At 30.7% G+C, this 17,142-nt stretch carries 15 protein-coding genes; 4 read left to right on the top strand and 11 right to left on the bottom strand.

Translation table 11 applies throughout. From position 1 onward, the window contains the following. The first annotated feature begins 20 nt into the window (after window positions 1-20). The 3 genes from CF66_RS01435 to CF66_RS01425 are packed head-to-tail and all read left to right on the top strand — an operon-like array spanning window position 21 to window position 4,777. A complete protein-coding gene (locus CF66_RS01435) occupies window positions 21-1,955 on the top strand; it encodes a PrkA family serine protein kinase (protein WP_016503590.1) in 1,935 nt (644 codons plus the stop codon). 35 nt (window positions 1,956-1,990) lie between these two features. Then, a complete protein-coding gene (locus CF66_RS01430; RefSeq protein ID WP_016503591.1) occupies window positions 1,991-3,253 on the top strand; it encodes a YeaH/YhbH family protein in 1,263 nt (420 codons plus the stop codon). Between the two features lie 21 nt (window positions 3,254-3,274). Next, window positions 3,275-4,777: a SpoVR family protein gene (locus CF66_RS01425; protein ID WP_016503592.1), complete on the top strand. Its 1,503-nt coding sequence runs from the start codon at window positions 3,275-3,277 to the stop codon at window positions 4,775-4,777. A gap of 74 nt (window positions 4,778-4,851) precedes the next feature. Here the strand turns inward: CF66_RS01425 and kdsB are convergent, their stop codons facing one another. From kdsB to cpdA, 5 genes are all read right to left on the bottom strand, one after another. Next, entirely contained in the window at window positions 4,852-5,601 is a 750-nt protein-coding gene (gene kdsB, locus CF66_RS01420) for a 3-deoxy-manno-octulosonate cytidylyltransferase (RefSeq protein WP_016503593.1), read from the bottom strand. Beyond that, window positions 5,601-5,780, bottom strand: coding sequence for a Trm112 family protein (locus CF66_RS01415; RefSeq protein WP_034411301.1), 180 nt, complete (start codon window positions 5,778-5,780; stop codon window positions 5,601-5,603). The genes kdsB and CF66_RS01415 overlap by 1 nt, the downstream gene beginning before the upstream one ends. Then, a complete protein-coding gene (gene lpxK / locus CF66_RS01410) occupies window positions 5,761-6,771 on the bottom strand; it encodes a tetraacyldisaccharide 4'-kinase (RefSeq protein ID WP_016503594.1) in 1,011 nt (336 codons plus the stop codon). The genes CF66_RS01415 and lpxK overlap by 20 nt, the downstream gene beginning before the upstream one ends. Before the next feature lie 3 nt (window positions 6,772-6,774). After that, the gene (msbA, locus tag CF66_RS01405; RefSeq protein ID WP_187649142.1) at window positions 6,775-8,553 is read right to left on the bottom strand and encodes a lipid A ABC transporter ATP-binding protein/permease MsbA; all 1,779 of its coding nucleotides are present in this window, start codon (window positions 8,551-8,553) and stop codon (window positions 6,775-6,777) included. 174 nt (window positions 8,554-8,727) lie between these two features. Then, window positions 8,728-9,549, bottom strand: coding sequence for a 3',5'-cyclic-AMP phosphodiesterase (gene cpdA, locus CF66_RS01400; RefSeq protein ID WP_034411477.1), 822 nt, complete (start codon window positions 9,547-9,549; stop codon window positions 8,728-8,730). Between the two features lie 434 nt (window positions 9,550-9,983). Between cpdA and CF66_RS01395 the strand changes: the two genes are divergently transcribed. Further along, window positions 9,984-11,279: a TolC family outer membrane protein gene (locus CF66_RS01395; RefSeq protein ID WP_034411299.1), complete on the top strand. Its 1,296-nt coding sequence runs from the start codon at window positions 9,984-9,986 to the stop codon at window positions 11,277-11,279. A gap of 14 nt (window positions 11,280-11,293) precedes the next feature. Here the strand turns inward: CF66_RS01395 and hldE are convergent, their stop codons facing one another. The 6 genes from hldE to aroB all read right to left on the bottom strand — a co-directional run bounded on the left by hldE (window position 11,294) and on the right by aroB (window position 17,138). Continuing rightward, window positions 11,294-12,724, bottom strand: a complete 1,431-nt coding sequence (gene hldE, locus CF66_RS01390; RefSeq protein ID WP_016503598.1) for a bifunctional D-glycero-beta-D-manno-heptose-7-phosphate kinase/D-glycero-beta-D-manno-heptose 1-phosphate adenylyltransferase HldE — start codon at window positions 12,722-12,724, stop codon at window positions 11,294-11,296. Window positions 12,725-13,009: 285 nt separating this feature from the next. Further along, window positions 13,010-13,702: a ribulose-phosphate 3-epimerase gene (gene rpe, locus CF66_RS01385; RefSeq protein ID WP_016503599.1), complete on the bottom strand. Its 693-nt coding sequence runs from the start codon at window positions 13,700-13,702 to the stop codon at window positions 13,010-13,012. An 83-nt stretch (window positions 13,703-13,785) separates the two neighbouring features. Continuing rightward, window positions 13,786-14,631, bottom strand: a complete 846-nt coding sequence (locus CF66_RS01380) for a Dam family site-specific DNA-(adenine-N6)-methyltransferase (protein WP_016503600.1) — start codon at window positions 14,629-14,631, stop codon at window positions 13,786-13,788. 79 nt (window positions 14,632-14,710) lie between these two features. Further along, a complete protein-coding gene (locus CF66_RS01375) occupies window positions 14,711-15,544 on the bottom strand; it encodes an SPOR domain-containing protein (protein WP_242633027.1) in 834 nt (277 codons plus the stop codon). Between the two features lie 11 nt (window positions 15,545-15,555). Then, window positions 15,556-15,978 (bottom strand): ATP-binding protein, encoded by a 423-nt coding sequence (locus tag CF66_RS01370; RefSeq protein WP_052541655.1) that lies wholly within the window; start codon window positions 15,976-15,978, stop codon window positions 15,556-15,558. A gap of 71 nt (window positions 15,979-16,049) precedes the next feature. Continuing rightward, entirely contained in the window at window positions 16,050-17,138 is a 1,089-nt protein-coding gene (gene aroB / locus CF66_RS01365; protein WP_016503602.1) for a 3-dehydroquinate synthase, read from the bottom strand. Window positions 17,139-17,142 lie beyond the last annotated feature (4 nt).

Below are 17,142 nucleotides of genomic sequence, written 5' to 3'. Positions count from 1 at the left end.
GTTTTAATAGGAAATTTTACATGAGTATTTTAAATCATTTTCAAAAACGTTATGAAATTGCTAAACATGAGGAATTATCGTTACAAGATTTTTTAGAACTATGTAAAAATGACAAAAGCGCTTATGCTAATGCTGCTGAACGTTTGCTTATGGCTATCGGCAAACCTAATCTGGTAGATACTACGAAAAATCCTCAGTTAAGTCGAATTTTTTCAAATCGAATTATATCAAAATACGAAACATTTGAAGACTTCCACGGTATGGAAGACGCTATTGAACAAATTGTTTCCTATTTAAAGCATTCTGCTCAAGGATTAGAAGAACGCAAACAAATTCTTTATCTATTAGGTCCTGTTGGTGGAGGCAAATCTTCACTAGCTGAAAAACTAAAAATATTAATGCAAAAAATCCCTATTTATGTTCTTTCCGCTAATGGTAAACAAAGCCCTGTTAATGAAACGCCTTTATGTTTATTTGATATTAATCAAGATGGGCAATTACTTAAAAAAGAGTATGGTATTGAAAATCGTTATCTATCCTCGATTATGTCACCATGGGCTGTAAAACGTTTGCATGAGTTTTCTGGTGATATTTCTAAATTTAAAGTAGTTAAAACTTATCCTTCAATTCTTAACCAAATTGCTATAGCTAAAACTGAACCTGGAGATGAAAATAATCAAGATATCTCATCTTTAGTTGGAAAGGTAGATATACGTCAACTTGAATATTTCTCTCAAAATGATCCTGACTCTTATAGTTACTCTGGTGCACTTTGCAAAGCTAACCAAGGATTGATGGAATTTGTAGAAATGTTTAAAGCACCAATTAAAGTTCTACATCCATTATTAACAGCAACTCAAGAAGGTAATTTTAATAGCACTGAAGGACTATCTGCTTTGCCATTTGACGGAATAATCCTTGCTCATTCAAATGAATCTGAATGGAAAAATTTTCGAAATAATAAAAAAAATGAGGCATTTTTAGATCGCATCTACATAGTTAAGGTGCCTTACTGCTTACGTATTTCTGAAGAAGCAAAAATCTATCAAAAACTTCTTAACCATTCAGCTTTATCTAAAGCACCATGTTCACCAAATACGCTTGATCTGCTCGCTCAATTTAGTATTTTATCAAGACTTAAGCAGCCGAAGAACTCTTCGTTATTTTCAAAGATGCGTGTTTACAATGGCGAGACCTTAAAAGATACAGATCCCAAAGCTAAAAGTTATCAAGAATACCGCTATTATGCTGGTATTGATGAAGGAATGTCAGGTTTATCAACTCGTTTTGCATTTAAAATTTTATCTCGTGTATTTAATTTTGATCAAAGTGAAGTTGCAGCAAATCCTGTACACTTATTCTATGTTATTGAACAACAAGTTGAACGTGAACAATTTCCTCAAGAACAAACAGAAAAATACCTAGAATATTTAAAAGGATATTTAGTCCCACGTTACATTGAATTTATTGGTAAAGAAATTCAAACTGCCTATTTAGAATCTTATTCTGAATATGGACAAAATATTTTTGATCGCTATGTTATTTATGCTGATTTCTGGATTCAAGATCAAGAGTATCGTGATCCTGAAACTGGCCAATTATTTGATCGATCATCATTAAATAGTGAATTAGAAAAAATTGAAAAACCTGCAGGAATCAGTAATCCAAAAGATTTCCGTAATGAAATTGTGAATTTTGTCTTGCGTGCTAAAGCCCATAATAATGGACTTAATCCAATCTGGACTAGCTATGAAAAACTTCGTACTGTGATTGAAAAAAAAATGTTCTCTAATACAGAAGAATTACTCCCAGTAATTTCATTTAACACAAAAACTTCTTCTGAAGATCAAAAGAAACATGATGATTTTGTTGCTCGTATGATGAAAAAAGGCTATACGGAAAAGCAAGTAAGATTATTATCTGAGTGGTATTTACGTGTACGTAAATCTTCTTAGATATAGATAATAAATATACTGCTTAGAGGAAATTCATGGTACAAATTATTGATAGACGACTTAATACAAAAAACAAAAGCGCAATCAATCGTCAACGTTTTTTACGTCGTCATAAAAAACAAATTAAAGAGTCACTAAACGAAGCAGTTAATCGTAGGTCCATAACTAATATTGATTCTTGTGAAAATATTTCAATTCCTCACAGAGATATTACAGAACCTATCTTTCAACAAGGACAAGGGGGTATACAAGAAAAAGTTAATCCTGGTAATGATAAATTTGTTTTTGGTGATAAAATTCAACGACCTAAAAACCAATCCAATCAAGAGAACAATAATAATTTATCTAATAAGAAAAAAGATCAATTCGTTTTTCAGATATCCAAAGATGAATATCTTGACCTACTATTTAACAATTTAGAACTACCTAATCTAGAAGAGAAACCAAACAATAAAATCAATAAATGGGAAATACGTAGATCTGGATTTCAAACTTCAGGAATTCCTTTTAATATAGCTATTACTCATTCTCTAAAACAATCATTTGCTCGCAGAATTGCTATGACTGCAAGCAAAAAAAATAAAATTAAAAAACTAAAAAATGAACTTGATAGGATAAAAAAATCAGGTAGTAAACGCCAAACTCTAAAGGAGAAGAGTCTAAAAAAAGAAATTAGTTTATTACAAAATAAAATTAAAAAAATTCCATTTATCGATACGCTTGATCTTCGTTTCAAACATTATGAAAAACAACCTGTTTTATCCAGTCAAGCCGTAATTTTCTGCTTGATGGATGTCTCTGGATCTATGAATCAAATTACAAAAGATATTGCTAAACGCTTCTATTTATTATTATACTTGTTCTTGACTCGTACCTATGAAAGTGTCGAATTGGTATTTATTCGACATCATACGCAAGCAAAAGAAGTAGATGAATATGATTTTTTCTACTCACAAGAAACTGGTGGTACTATTGTATCTAGTGCTTTAAAACTTATGATGACAATCCTACAAGATCAAGACCGTTACCCAGAAAAAGAGTGGAATATATATGCTGCGCAAGTATCTGATGGAGATAATTGGGCTGAAGATTCTCCTAGATGTAAAGAACTGTTAATAAAAAAAATCCTACCAAGATGCCAATATTACTCCTATATTGAAATTACCAAACGTTCCTATCAAACTTTATGGAATGAATATAAAAAGCTTGAACGAATAACTAGTAATTTTTCGATGAAAAACATCAAAAATATAGATGATGTTTTTCCTACATTTAGAGAATTATTCCAAAAAAAATAATCTAGAAGAAAGAAAGATAGAATGAACATAAAAAACAAAACGTTACCAGATTTTCCAGACTGGACGTTTGATTCACTTAGACGTTATCATAAAGAAATAAAAAGAGTAGCTAAACACTATCACCTTGATACTTATCCTAATCAAATTGAAATTATTACCTCTGAACAGATGATGGATACTTATTCAAGTATTGGAATGCCAATTAACTATCATCATTGGTCTTTTGGAAAAAGATTTATTCAAATAGAACAAGAATACGTACATGGAAAAATGGGATTAGCTTATGAAATTGTTATCAATTCAAATCCTTGTATAGCATATTTATTAGAAGAAAATACTGCAGCTATGCAAGCATTAATTATAGCGCATGCATGTTATGGACATAATTCTTTCTTTAAGGGAAATTACCTTTTCCAAACTTGGACTGATGCAAGTTCTATTATTGATTATTTTTTATTTGCGAAAAACTACATTACTAAATGCGAAGAGAAATATGGAGTACAACAAGTTGAAAGCTTATTAGATTCATGTCATGCACTAATGAATTATGGTGTTGATCGTTATAAACGACCAGAAAAAATTTCTATTTCAGAAGAAAAAATTCGCCAAGAAGAACGTACAGCATATCTACAATCACAAATAAACGAGCTTTGGCGAACATTGCCAAAAGTTAAAAATCAGAATAAGGAAATTAAGATTAAATTCCCTAGTGAACCTCAAGAAAATATTCTCTATTTCATTGAAAAACATGCTCCACTTCTTGAGCCATGGCAACGAGAAATAGTACGTATTGTTAGAAAGATCAGCCAATATTTCTATCCACAAAAACAAACTCAAGTAATGAATGAAGGTTGGGCTACTTTCTGGCATTATATAATAATAAATCACCTTTATGATGAAGGCTTACTATCAGACAAATTTCTTTTAGAGTTTTTATATAACCATACTAGTGTGATAGCACAACCTCCCTATAATAGTCATAAATTTACTGGTATTAATCCTTACTCCCTTGGGTTTGCTATGTTTTCTGATATCAAGCGAATTTGCGAAAAACCAACCAATGAGGATAGAGAATGGTTTCCTGATCTAGCTGAATCTAATTGGCTGGATGCAGTTCACTTTGCAATGCATCACTTTAAGGATGAAAGCTTTATTAACCAGTATCTATCACCAAAACTAATTCGTGATTTCAAACTATTTTCAATATTAGATAATGATAGAAATGATTTTATCATAGTAAGTGCAATTCACGATGAACTTGGATATACTACGATTCGTGAAAAGTTAGCCGCACAATATAATTTAAGCTATTTAGAACCTAATATTCAAGTGTTTAATGCTGATATAAAGGGTAATCGATCATTAACATTACAACATATTCCACACAATAAAAACCAACTAGATAAAAATTATACTGAAGTGCTTAAACATATTTACAGGTTATGGGGATTTAAGATTATTTTAGAGGAAGTTGATGAGAATGGAAATAACCGATTGTTTGCCAGTTGTCCTAACAGCTTGTAATTTTACAAAAAAAAACTTCTATTAACATATCACTCAACTAAAAATTATAATTGTTCACTATTACATTCTATTTATTACTTAAGCATTTCTCGTATAGTTTTAAGATCTTCAAAAGTATCAATCCCACCAAAAATTGGAATATCTTTAGCAATATTTACATAAATTTTCTCTCCATACCAAAGCACACGCAATTGCTCTAAAGATTCAATATGTTCTAAAATTGTTGATTTCCAGTTCATGTAAGTATTAATAAAACTAGCTTTATAAGCATAGATACCAATATGACGCATTAAAGGATAAGTTATCTTTTTGTCCTTTTTAGAAAAATTTACCTTGTCCCAAGGGATAGGAGCTCGACTAAAATAAATTGCATAACCATCTTTGTTCATTAACACTTTAACTACATTTGAATTGAAAACTTCATTCTTATTTACAATTTCAACTGCAAGTGTAGCCATTGACGCATCAGTTGAAGAAAGACTATTAGCAACCTGAGTAATAATTGAAGGAGGGATCAAAGGTTCATCACATTGGACATTTATAACCGTATGATTATCAGAAAGTCTAAGCATGTTAACTACCTCAGCTAAACGTTCCGTCCCTGACTGATGTTTAGATGAAGTCATACATACTTTACCACCAAATAAGTTCACAACGCGAGCTATGCGTTGATCATCAGTCGCAATAATAACCTTGCTAGCACCTGACTGCATAGCACTATCATATACCCAACGCACCATCGGTTTACCTAAAATATCAATAATTGGTTTCCCAGGTAACCGAGTTGAGTAATAACGGGCAGGAATAATTACAGTAAAAGTCATTAGAACTCTTCTTCCATAAATATAATTCGTGCTTCAGATTCTAATAATACAGGGATACTATCCTTAATTGGATATGCTAAACGATCTAATTTACATATTAATTCCTGATTTTTTTTCTTAAAAATAAGTTTTCCTTTACAAACTGGACAGGCTATTATTTCAAGTAGTCGATGATCCATAAAACTCTACTACCTCGCTTATCTTATTTATAATACGCTGTTCATCTTTTATATCAAAATTGGCTGATACTGGTAAGTACCACCAATGCTCCTTAGCAAAACATCTACACTTTATAGCATCTTTTTCTGTCATTATTAAATTAGTTCCTTGAGAAGAAATTAAATCTAATTCTTTTACTTGAAAAGTTTTATGATCAGAAAAACTCTTCGTAGCAACTAAATGAGCACCAAGTTCCTTTAAAGTATGAAAAAATCTAGCTGGATAGCCAATACCAGCAAAAGCAACCAGCTTCCCTAACTCAGCAACCGAAACTTTTTTACCTGTTTTCAGGTTAATAGCTAAACTTGGTTTAAGTTTCATAGAGATCTCATTTTCTAAAACTCGACCGCCATTACTTATAATAAAATCAACCTTAGATAATCGAGTAACAGGTTCTCTTAATGGACCTAAGGGTATTAGCCTATTATTACCAAATCGTCGTATACTATCTACGATAGAAATTTCAATATCTCTTTCTAAAGCGTAATGTTGAAGGCCATCATCAGAAATAATTACATCAATATCTAACGATAGCAATACCTTTACAGCATCATTTCGAATTGGCGAAACAACTACTATAGCACCTGTACGTTCCTGAATTAATTTTGGCTCATCACCACAAAACTGCACTAAAGTTGTTTTTTCTACAATCAATGGATATTTTAAGGCGTTACCTCCATACCCACGAGAAACAACACCAGGTTTAAAACCTCGCTTTTTAAGAATATTGACTAGCCATATAACAAAAGGTGTTTTCCCTGTTCCCCCTACAATAATATTTCCTACTACAATAACTGCTACAGGTGGACGATAACTCTTTTTTATACTACTTCTGTATAAAAAAATTCGAATAATAATAACCAAGTAAAAAAAAACACTAAAAAACCATAAAATAGGCCAAAGTAAATACTTTAACGGATGATTTTGTTTAAACCAAATATGTTCAATCATATGCTATTCACCAAATTGAATTTTATATAACTGTGCATATAAACCATCTGTTTTCATTAATTCTAAATGAAATCCACTTTGAATGATCTTACCCTCGTCAATAACTAAAATTTCATCAGCATTTTCAATGGTTGATAGGCGATGTGCAATTATTAAAACTGTTTTTTCTTTTTGTAATTTATCTAATGTAACTTGAATTATTCGCTCTGATTCTGTATCAAGTGCTGAAGTAGCTTCATCAAAAATAAGTACAGGAGTATCACGTAATAAAGCTCGAGCAATCGCAATACGTTGACGTTGACCGCCAGATAGACTAACGCCATTTTCACCAATAATCGTATCTAAACCCTGATCCATACTATCAATAAAGTCCATAGAATTAGCTAACTTTGCTGCATATTTAATTTCTTCACGAGTGAATTTTTTATTTGATGCATAGGCAATATTATTAGCGATAGTATCATTAAATAAATAAATATTTTGTGATACTAAAGCAAAATGACTTCGTAAGTTAGCTAATTTATAATCACGAATATCATGTCCATCTAAATAAATAGAACCAGAATCAACATCATAGAAGCGAGTTAGGAGATTTATAATAGTACTTTTACCAGAACCAGAACGTCCAACAAGAGCTACTTTTTTCCCTTTAGGAATAGAAAAGTTAATATTAAATAATGCTGGCTTACTTTTTCCTTGATAAGTAAAAGTTACATTTTTTACCTCAATATTTCCTAAAACTGTATTTGATACATGCGTACCATTGTCTTGCTCAGTTTTTAGATCTATTAACTCAAATAAAGTCTGGCTGGCAGCCATGCCACGTTGGAATTCTGAAGTTACATTAGTTAATGCTTTTATTGGCCTCATCAAACAAAACATAGCTGAAAAAACCACTGTAAATGTACCAGATGTCAATTCTGAACGAATAGAATCAATGCTTGCTAAAAATAATATGGATACCAAAGCAATAGAAGCAATTACTTGAATGATAGGATTCGCAATAGCCTGAGCCGCTACCAATTTCATTGTCTGTTGACGCATTTGATTATTAACATTATTGAAACGTTTACGTTCAACTGTTTGACCACCATAAGACAAAACAACCTTGTGCCCTTTTAACATTTGTTCTACAGAAGACGTTACATGCCCCATAGCAGTTTGCATATTTTTAGAAATTTTACGAAAACGTTCAGAAACAAAACTAATACTCCAAGCAACTGGAGGAACAACAATAAACAATACTAGGGATAACTCCCAACTATTCCAAAACATCAATACTAATAAAGCAATAATACTAGCACCTTCTCTAATAAGACTAACTAATGCATGGCTAGTGGCACTAGCTACTTGCTCTGAATCATAAGTAATTCTAGAAAGCAAATCACCAGTTGATTCTTTATCGAAAAAAACTACTGGCATATGCATGAACTGATGAAAAATTTTTCTACGAATTTCCATAACAACATTTCCTGATACCCAACTTAAACAGTAAGTTGAAACAAAACTGCTGAATCCACGAATAAGCATCATTGCAAAAATTATTATAGGTAACTTTTTTAAGAAATCAGACTTAGCATAGCCAAAACCTTCATCTAATAAAGGTTTAAGTAAAGAGAGCATATATGTATCTGAAATAGCATTAACTAATAATGCTACTATAGCAACTACTAAACCTAGCTTATAGAAGCGAATATATTTCCAAAGACGTTCAAAAATTTGCCAAGTTGTTTTCTTTTGATCAGATGATATAGATGTATTTGATTTTTTAAGTATAAACATTCCCATGATTCTACTACCTTTCATCTCCTACAACATTTTCTTACACATCAAAGTAATTGTCATCTTACTTTTCTAATTTGTTTTAAAATACTTCTATTCGAATAATTTAAATAGAAGTAATTACTGCTTTTAAAGCAACTTAACTATCTGAAAATAAAAAATGATTGTTATTAATTAGTAACCATTAGTATTTAAATCAGGTAAAAAATAAGTGCTCATTAAACGATGGACCTGAGTTGAAATAGAACCATCATCATACAGTTCTATTTCTCTCCAACCTGGAGACAACCGATCTAATGCAAAATGCTTTGAATTTGGTTTAAATTGTATGCATGTTGAAGGAGCTGATAGTACACGTATATTTTGAATATCTCGGTCTATATTCTGATGAACATGCCCACACAAAATAGCTTTAACATTACTGTACTTACGGAGTATTTGCCAAAATTCTATACTATCTTTGAGAGCATGACGATCAAGCCAATCACTGCCAACTAATATAGGATGATGATGAAGAAGAATTAAAGTATGATGATGATGATATTCTCTTAATATGCTATCTAATAACAACATTTGCTGTTTACTTAAATGGCCATAAGAAACACCAAACACTTGAGAATCTAAGATAATAATCTGCCAATTTTCACTTAAGAAAGCGTGCTCTAGATTAAAAATCTTTTTTGGCCGAAAAAAACCTGCCATACTAGGTTTATAATCATGATTACCAGCTAACCAAAAACATGGCTGTTTTAAAACAGAAATGCTATCAACAAAATGTTGATAAGACTCCTCACTATGATCTTGAGAAATATCACCAGTTGCTACAATAACATCAAACTGAAACTTTTTTTCTATAATAGCACCTAAAACAGCCTGAAAACTATCTAATGTAATCACATTTAGAAGACTTCCATCTTCGGGTGCAAACAAATGAGTATCTGTAATTTGCAACAGCTTTATGCTAGAACTATTTGTTAAATTTAATGATAATCTCAAAACCAAAGATTCAATTACTCAAGTGAACATAAAATTAATAAATAATTTACTGATAAGGTAACAGGATAAAATATCAAAAATAAAAGAACTCCATGAAATTATTATAGTTATAATTACTAAAAAAATATTCTAAATACTAATCTAACTAACATTGAATCTTGATACAATACAAACAACTTTATTTCATTAGAAAATCAAGTCTGATCTTGATAATTTGTCTACATTAAAGCATTCTATTAAAAATTAGCTAATTTTTAATAGAATGCCTCATATTAGAGAGAATATAATCTATACTTCTATAATATATAGCTTTATATTTTATACATAAATTTTATATTTTTTAGCATAAAAATATATTTTCTCTATTGCCATCCAGTTAAATTAAAATTTAAGATAGAAAGGCTCAACCCCCTTCAGAAGAAGCCGGAGAAAAAATGAGCAAATCAACTCTACTACTTATCAGTGTAATCTTAACAAGCTTAAGCAATTTAGTACATTCTAAAGATCTCTTGGAAATTTATAACGAAGCAAAAGAGAATGATCCTAAATTATTTAGTGCATTAGCACAACGCGATTCTGCCTTGGAAGCCATAACCTCTAGTAGAAGTGTTTTTTTACCGGAAATTTTTTTATCTAGTAATTACTCTAGGAACTCCTATAGTAAGCACATCCGTAGCAATAATATTAAGCTTTCTCAATCACTTTTCAAATATTCAAATTTTACTGCTCTAGATATAGCAAAAAAAATAGCTATCAAAAAAAAATATGCTTATAAAGCTGCTCAACAAGCTTTAATGATTCGCACTGCAGAAGCATATTTTTCAGTGCTTCGCGCTCAAGAAAACCTGAAGTTAATTCATTCAAAAAAAACAATATTTAACCATCAATTAAAACAAGCAAGAGACCAATTTAAAGCAGGAAATGCTTCAATTACTGAAATTCAAAACGTGCAAGCTAAATATGATATTATACTTGCAGATGAAATAATCTCTAAAAATAATCTAGCAAATCAATATGAAATGCTAAGCGAAATTACAAATCAAAAGAATAATAACAATATAAAAGTTTTAGATAATAAAAATTTCTCAGCAAACAAAATTATGACTTCAATAGATGAACTAATTAATCAAGCAAAACAGAACAACCTGAATCTATTAATGGCACAAATTGATAAAGATATAGCACGAGATAAGATTGCACTGATAAAATATGAAAATCTTCCATCAGCACAATTAGATTTTGACTATCTTCTTGATGGATCAGAAATACCCTCACCTGTTGGTAAGCAATTGGATTTCAATCTTACTTTACACTTAAAAGTGCCTTTATTCTCTGGTGGATATATCGCATCAAAAACAAAACAAGCAGAATATGACTATATCATAGCAAGCAAAAACTTAGAACTAAAAAACCGAAAATTAGTAACACATATTCGTAAACTTTACAATGATATTACTGCTTCAATTTATTCATTGAATGCTTATGAGCAAATGATAATTTCAACCACTTCTGCTCTTGAAGCAACAAAAACTGGATTTAACATAGGAACACACAACATAATTGATGTATTAGACTCTATTCATCTTTTATATGATGCAAATAAGAACTTATCCAACGCTCGTTATGACTATATCTTAAACGTCCTCCGAATGCGCGAAATAACTGGTTCTTTAAATGAAAAAAATATTTTACATATCAATAAAAAGCTTACAGTAAAAAAACAGATATAAATTCTGCTTATCTATCAAGAGATAGAACTTTGAATCGCATTGATAATTTGAGAACTTGAATGACCATTTTCAAAATCAAGGACTTTCACTGATCCCCCAGCTGCAATAACCTCTTTAGCACCTGCTATCTCTTCTAATTTATAGTCTCCACCTTTTACTAATAAACTTGGCAAAACTTCAGAAATAAGAAGTTTAGGAGTATCTTCATCAAATGAAACCACCCAATCTACAGCGCCTAAACCAGCCAGTACGGCCATACGATGCTCAACCGAATTAATAGGACGACCTAATCCTTTTAAACCTCTTACTGATTCATCACTATTTACAGCAACAACCAAACGATCACCTAATTCAGATGCACGATTTAGATAAGATACATGGCCTGCATGCAAAATATCAAAACAACCATTCGTCATTACAACTTTTTCACCTTTCATTCTTGACTGATTTACAAATTGAATAAGCATAGACTTTGTAATTATACCAGATTTAAATTTCTGGTTACCATTAATCACTTCTGCTAGCCTAACAGCTGATAAAGTTGATGTTCCCAATTTACCGACAACAACACCAGCTGCTGCATTAGCAAGAATGCAAGATTTTTCTATAGATTGACCAGAAGCCACTGAACTTGCTAATACTGCAATCACTGTGTCACCAGCACCAGTTACATCATATACCTCTTTTGCTAATGTAGGTAGATGTAATGCTTTATTTCCAGGACGAATCAATGTCATTCCATATTCACTGCGTGTTACCAATAAAGCTTTAAAACTATATTGCTTCATCAAAGATAAACCTTTTTTTACCAGATCTTCTTCCGATTTTATTTTACCAACAACTGAGCTAAACTCTGCCATATTCGGTGTTAATAAAGTTGCACCACGATAACGTTCAAAATCAACACCTTTTGGATCTACAAATATCGGAATATTCTTATCCTGTGCTTTCTTAATAAATTGTTGAACGTGATCTAAAGTACCTTTATCATAGTCAGATAAAACCATCGAATTTACTTTAGATAATGCTTGTTTCATACGAGATAGAATCAATTGTGCATTAATATCGTTAAACCTATTTTCAAAGTCCAAACGAATTAATTGTTGACTACGACTCAACACGCGTAATTTAGTAATAGTGGGATAATTAGGCAAGGTTACAAAATCGCAAGTAATTTTTAAAGACATTAATATTTTAGTTAACACCCTTGCTGGTTCATCCATTCCTGTTAAACCAATAATATGAGCATTTCCACCAAGTGAAGCAATATTCATCGCAACATTTGCTGCACCACCTGGGCGTTCCTCATTATGCTCTACTTTAATTACAGGCACAGGTGCTTCTGGTGAAATACGATTTGTTGGACCATACCAATACCTATCCAACATCACATCACCAATTACTAAAACATTAGATTGAGCATAATTTGGAATAACTAATTTCATTGTATATATCTCCAATTATTCTATAACTTTTTTGTATATAACGTATGCTATAAAATTATTCTAATTATCTATACTGTATATAAAAAATTTTAAGTAATAATATATTAAAATCATTTGGCATGAAAATTAACAAGATTATTATAAATTACTATTTTACATACCCTGATAATTCTACTTTAATTAAAGTAGAACATATCAAAAAACTACATATGTAGTGACTAAATATTGCGTCCTATGTATAGCATGTTAAACATAAAAATCTTTAAAAATATTTTAGCAAAGAGACTAGATGTTTTTTAACAGTGAAGTGTTAGCTTTTAAGATCTCTGTACGCATTTCATCAATGACTTGTTTGTAATTATGATGGCTAAAAATAGAAGAACCGGCAACAAACATATTCGCTCCTGCTTCGGCAATACTACGAATATTCTCCAGATTTACTCCACCATCAACTGCTAACCGAATGTCATAACCAAATTCATTAATCAATTGATGAATTGCTTTTACTTTATCTAAAGTACTTGGAATAAATGATTGGCCTCCAAATCCAGGATTAACTGACATTAAAAGAATAAGATCAATTTTATCCATAATATAATTTAAACAAGATATTGGTGTTGCTGGATTTAATACTACACCAGCTTGACAATTATGTACTTTGATAAGATCTAGTGTACGATTAACATGCTCAGAAGCTTCAATGTGAAAAGCGATCATGGATGCTCCAGCTTGAGCAAAATCTGGAATAATACGATCAACTGGTTTCACCATAAGATGTATATCAATTGGCGCAGTAATACCATAATTACGTAATGAATCACAAATAGGCACCCCAAAAGTTAAATTAGGTACATAGTGATTATCCATTACATCAAAGTGAATAATATCAGCTCCAGCTGATATTACTTTTTCTACATCTTCACCAAGACGAGCAAAATCAGCAGATAAAATTGATGGAGCAATAAAAAATTTCTTCACATTTGACCCCCAGTTAAAGTTATAACTTATAAAAATAATTGCTACATCAAACTTATAGTATTCTTTTAGAATACTCCTAAATTTTAAATCCTATTCTGGATAGAAAAATTTGCTTTTGGGTGAAATAATGCTAATAATTCATTAACTTTATTACGCTTAGAACCATTACGGCTAATAGTACGTCTTACTTCTACAACACTTAAATTTGCTCCATCGTACAAACGACGTGTAAACCTAGTATCATGATTAGAAATGAGCACAGGAATACCACGCTCAAATGCTGCTTTTTCTGCTACATAGGCTAATAAAGTCTGATCAATTAAAGAAAAGCCATTTTTCATATAAGAAGTAAAATTAGAAGTTTTAGAAAGAGGCACATACGGTGGATCACAATAAACTACACAACCTTTACGAGTACGCTTAAATGTTTCTTTATAATTTTCACAGACAAATGTTGCTTTTAAAGCTTTTTCAGCAAAAAATTCTAATTCAGCTTCTGGAAAGTAAGTTTTTTTATAGGATCCAAAAGGAACATTAAACGCTCCTTTTTTATTGTAACGACATAACCCATTAAAACCAAAACGATTCATATATAAAAATGCTAACGAACGATACATAACATCATTGGTATTGTTAAATTGAAAACGAATATCTAAATATGCTTTCTTGCAATTATTCTTTTCTTTAAACCAACGCTTAGCTTCTAAAATATAATTTTCTGGCTGTTCTTTAAGAAGATTATAAAGATTAATTAAGTCTGGATTAATATCAGCTAAAAGATATCGATCATAATCTGTATTAAGAAAAATTGAACCAGCACCAACAAAAGGTTCTACAAACTTCTTAGCAGGAGGAAGATAACGTTGAATATCTTCTACTAAACTATACTTACCGCCAGCCCATTTTAAAAAAGCACGATGCTTCTTCATTTATTTGCTCTATTCTATCTACTATAAAACTAAAAAACAAAATCACGAGGGATAACATATTTTTACTAAAATCACTATATTATTTAGGAAAATCAATTTCCTTATGTACCTGAGTCATTGATTTTGCCCAAGGTCTAAGTATCTTTAGCGTGTTTGGTAATATTTCTGCAGCATCACGTGCCATTTGAATAGTAGGGTAATTTTCGTAAGTTATAATATACCACCTGATTCCATTTCGAACTGTGGAGTAAACTCTAACCTTTCCTTGTAAATTATATTGTTTAATAAATTTTTGTACTTTAAATACTGAATTGAGTGCAGCTAATTGTAATGTATAACTGCTTGGTAAAAATGCTTTTAATTCTGAAGAAAAAATAGGAAGAATAATATTTTTCTCATAATAAATAGTTTGCTTATTCTCAACTTCCTGAATTATTTCCACTTGTCGAGCAGAATCAATATGATTTACATCAGATGCATTTTTAATATTTATTCTATCTTTTAAAAAGATATCAAAAAAATAAGAAAAAATCATTCCATTTTGTTTTTCTAGTGATACTAAAACATTCTCATATTTAAATTCATTTAATGACCAATATATAACACTAAAAATTAATAAAAATAAAACAATAACTTTGGATGATAAAATAACGAGATGAGGAACGACCTTCTGGTTTACCATTTTAAAATGTTTTAAATCTATAATATAACCTGGAAATAACTTGATATTTTTATAGGCCTCCAATACTTCTTTTTTCATATCCTTTTTAATAAAGGGAACAACAAATAATTTAAAAAAACAATCGGCTTCATCCTGAAAAAAAGCATCTACTTCTAATTCAATTGGTTTATTCTCTTGATCACAATTTAAATAAGGTAACAAACATTCAATACTATTTACTTTAGCAAACAAAACAACATTGATTATCCAATGCTTTTTTTTTTTGCTATTAGTACTAAATTCCAAAGTTCAGAAATAAAATGAACACTCAACAAATGTGCATCATCAACAACAATGATCAAATCGCAAGAACTTTCATTCAAAATATGATTTAAACTAGTAGATAAAGAATCTTTCGGATCAAAAACAGGAGCTGACATAACTTGATTAAGGATAGTAGAGCGACGTTGTTCATCATCTTGACTAGAATGACAAATTAAAAATGATTGGTTTTTGTCATTTACCCAAGCCTCTAAGTAGCGAATAGCTAACCAAGATTTACCTGAACCTAATTCACCAGACACTGTTACTAAATTAGAACTAAGACTTACTAATAATTGCAACCGTTCAAGTAACTTAGTCTGAGAATCTAATTCTAGTACATGTGAATAATGTTCCATACTCATAGATGGATCCTTACAGACAGATATCAAATATCAATAACCTATAAACTTTACTATCTATGATAAATAAAAAATCACAACATTCGACAATACTCAACAGCTTGTCTTATCACTGGCTTTGAAATTCCTTTAACTATCTTAACTGTACCAATACTGGTAGGTAATACTAGTCTTAACTGACCACTGAGCACCTTTTTATCTCGAAGAATATACTTCATCAAATCAAGAAAAGATATGCTTGAAGGAATATATACTGGTAATCTAGCTTTTCTTAGCAAAGAAATAATTCTTTCAACTTCTTTTTCAGAAATTAATCCTTGTAATTGAGCTATTTTCGATGCCACAACTATACCAGAAGATACAGCTTCACCATGTAACCAAATTCCGTATCCTAATGCAGATTCAATAGCATGACCAAATGTATGACCTAAATTTAAAAAGGCACGAATATCAGATTCTTTTTCATCTTGAGAAACTAATTGAGCCTTAATTCTACAACAACATGAAATAGTATATTTAAGCGCAATTTTATCAAAATAGTATAATCTATCAAGATGAGATTCTAACCAACTAAAGAAATGCTGATCACAAATTATGCTATATTTAATTACCTCCGCAATGCCAGAAGTAAATTCTCGTAAAGATAATGTTAATAAACATTCAGTATCAATTATAACTGCTTTAGGTTGATAAAAAACACCAATCATATTTTTACCTAATGAATGATTTACTGCTGTTTTACCACCTATTGAAGAGTCTACTTGAGCAAGCAAAGTAGTTGGCATTTGTATAAAATCTACCCCACGACAGTAACAAGCAGCAGAAAAACCAACTAAATCACCTATTACACCCCCACCTAAAGCAATTATGATCATATCACGATCATAATTACCTTCTAACAAATACTTGATAATCTTATTAAACGTATACAAGTTTTTATATTGTTCACCACTTTTCAACTTTAATAATGAAACATCACAACCAAATAATGCTAATAGAGTTAATAATTTATCTGAATATAAAAGAGCGACTTTATAATCACTAATAATCACAACTCTTTTTTTCTTTTTTAAAAAAGAAAGTTCCTCTGAATTACTAAATAATCCAGAACCAATTAAAATCGGATAACTGTTTTTATTTAAACAAACCCAAATTTTCTCCAAAATA

The organism is Candidatus Photodesmus anomalopis (assembly GCF_000731785.2).
Lineage (GTDB): Bacteria > Pseudomonadota > Gammaproteobacteria > Enterobacterales > Vibrionaceae > Vibrio > Vibrio anomalopis.
The sequence above is the reverse complement of the archived record's forward strand: the minus strand, read 5'-3'. Positions and strand labels throughout refer to the sequence as shown.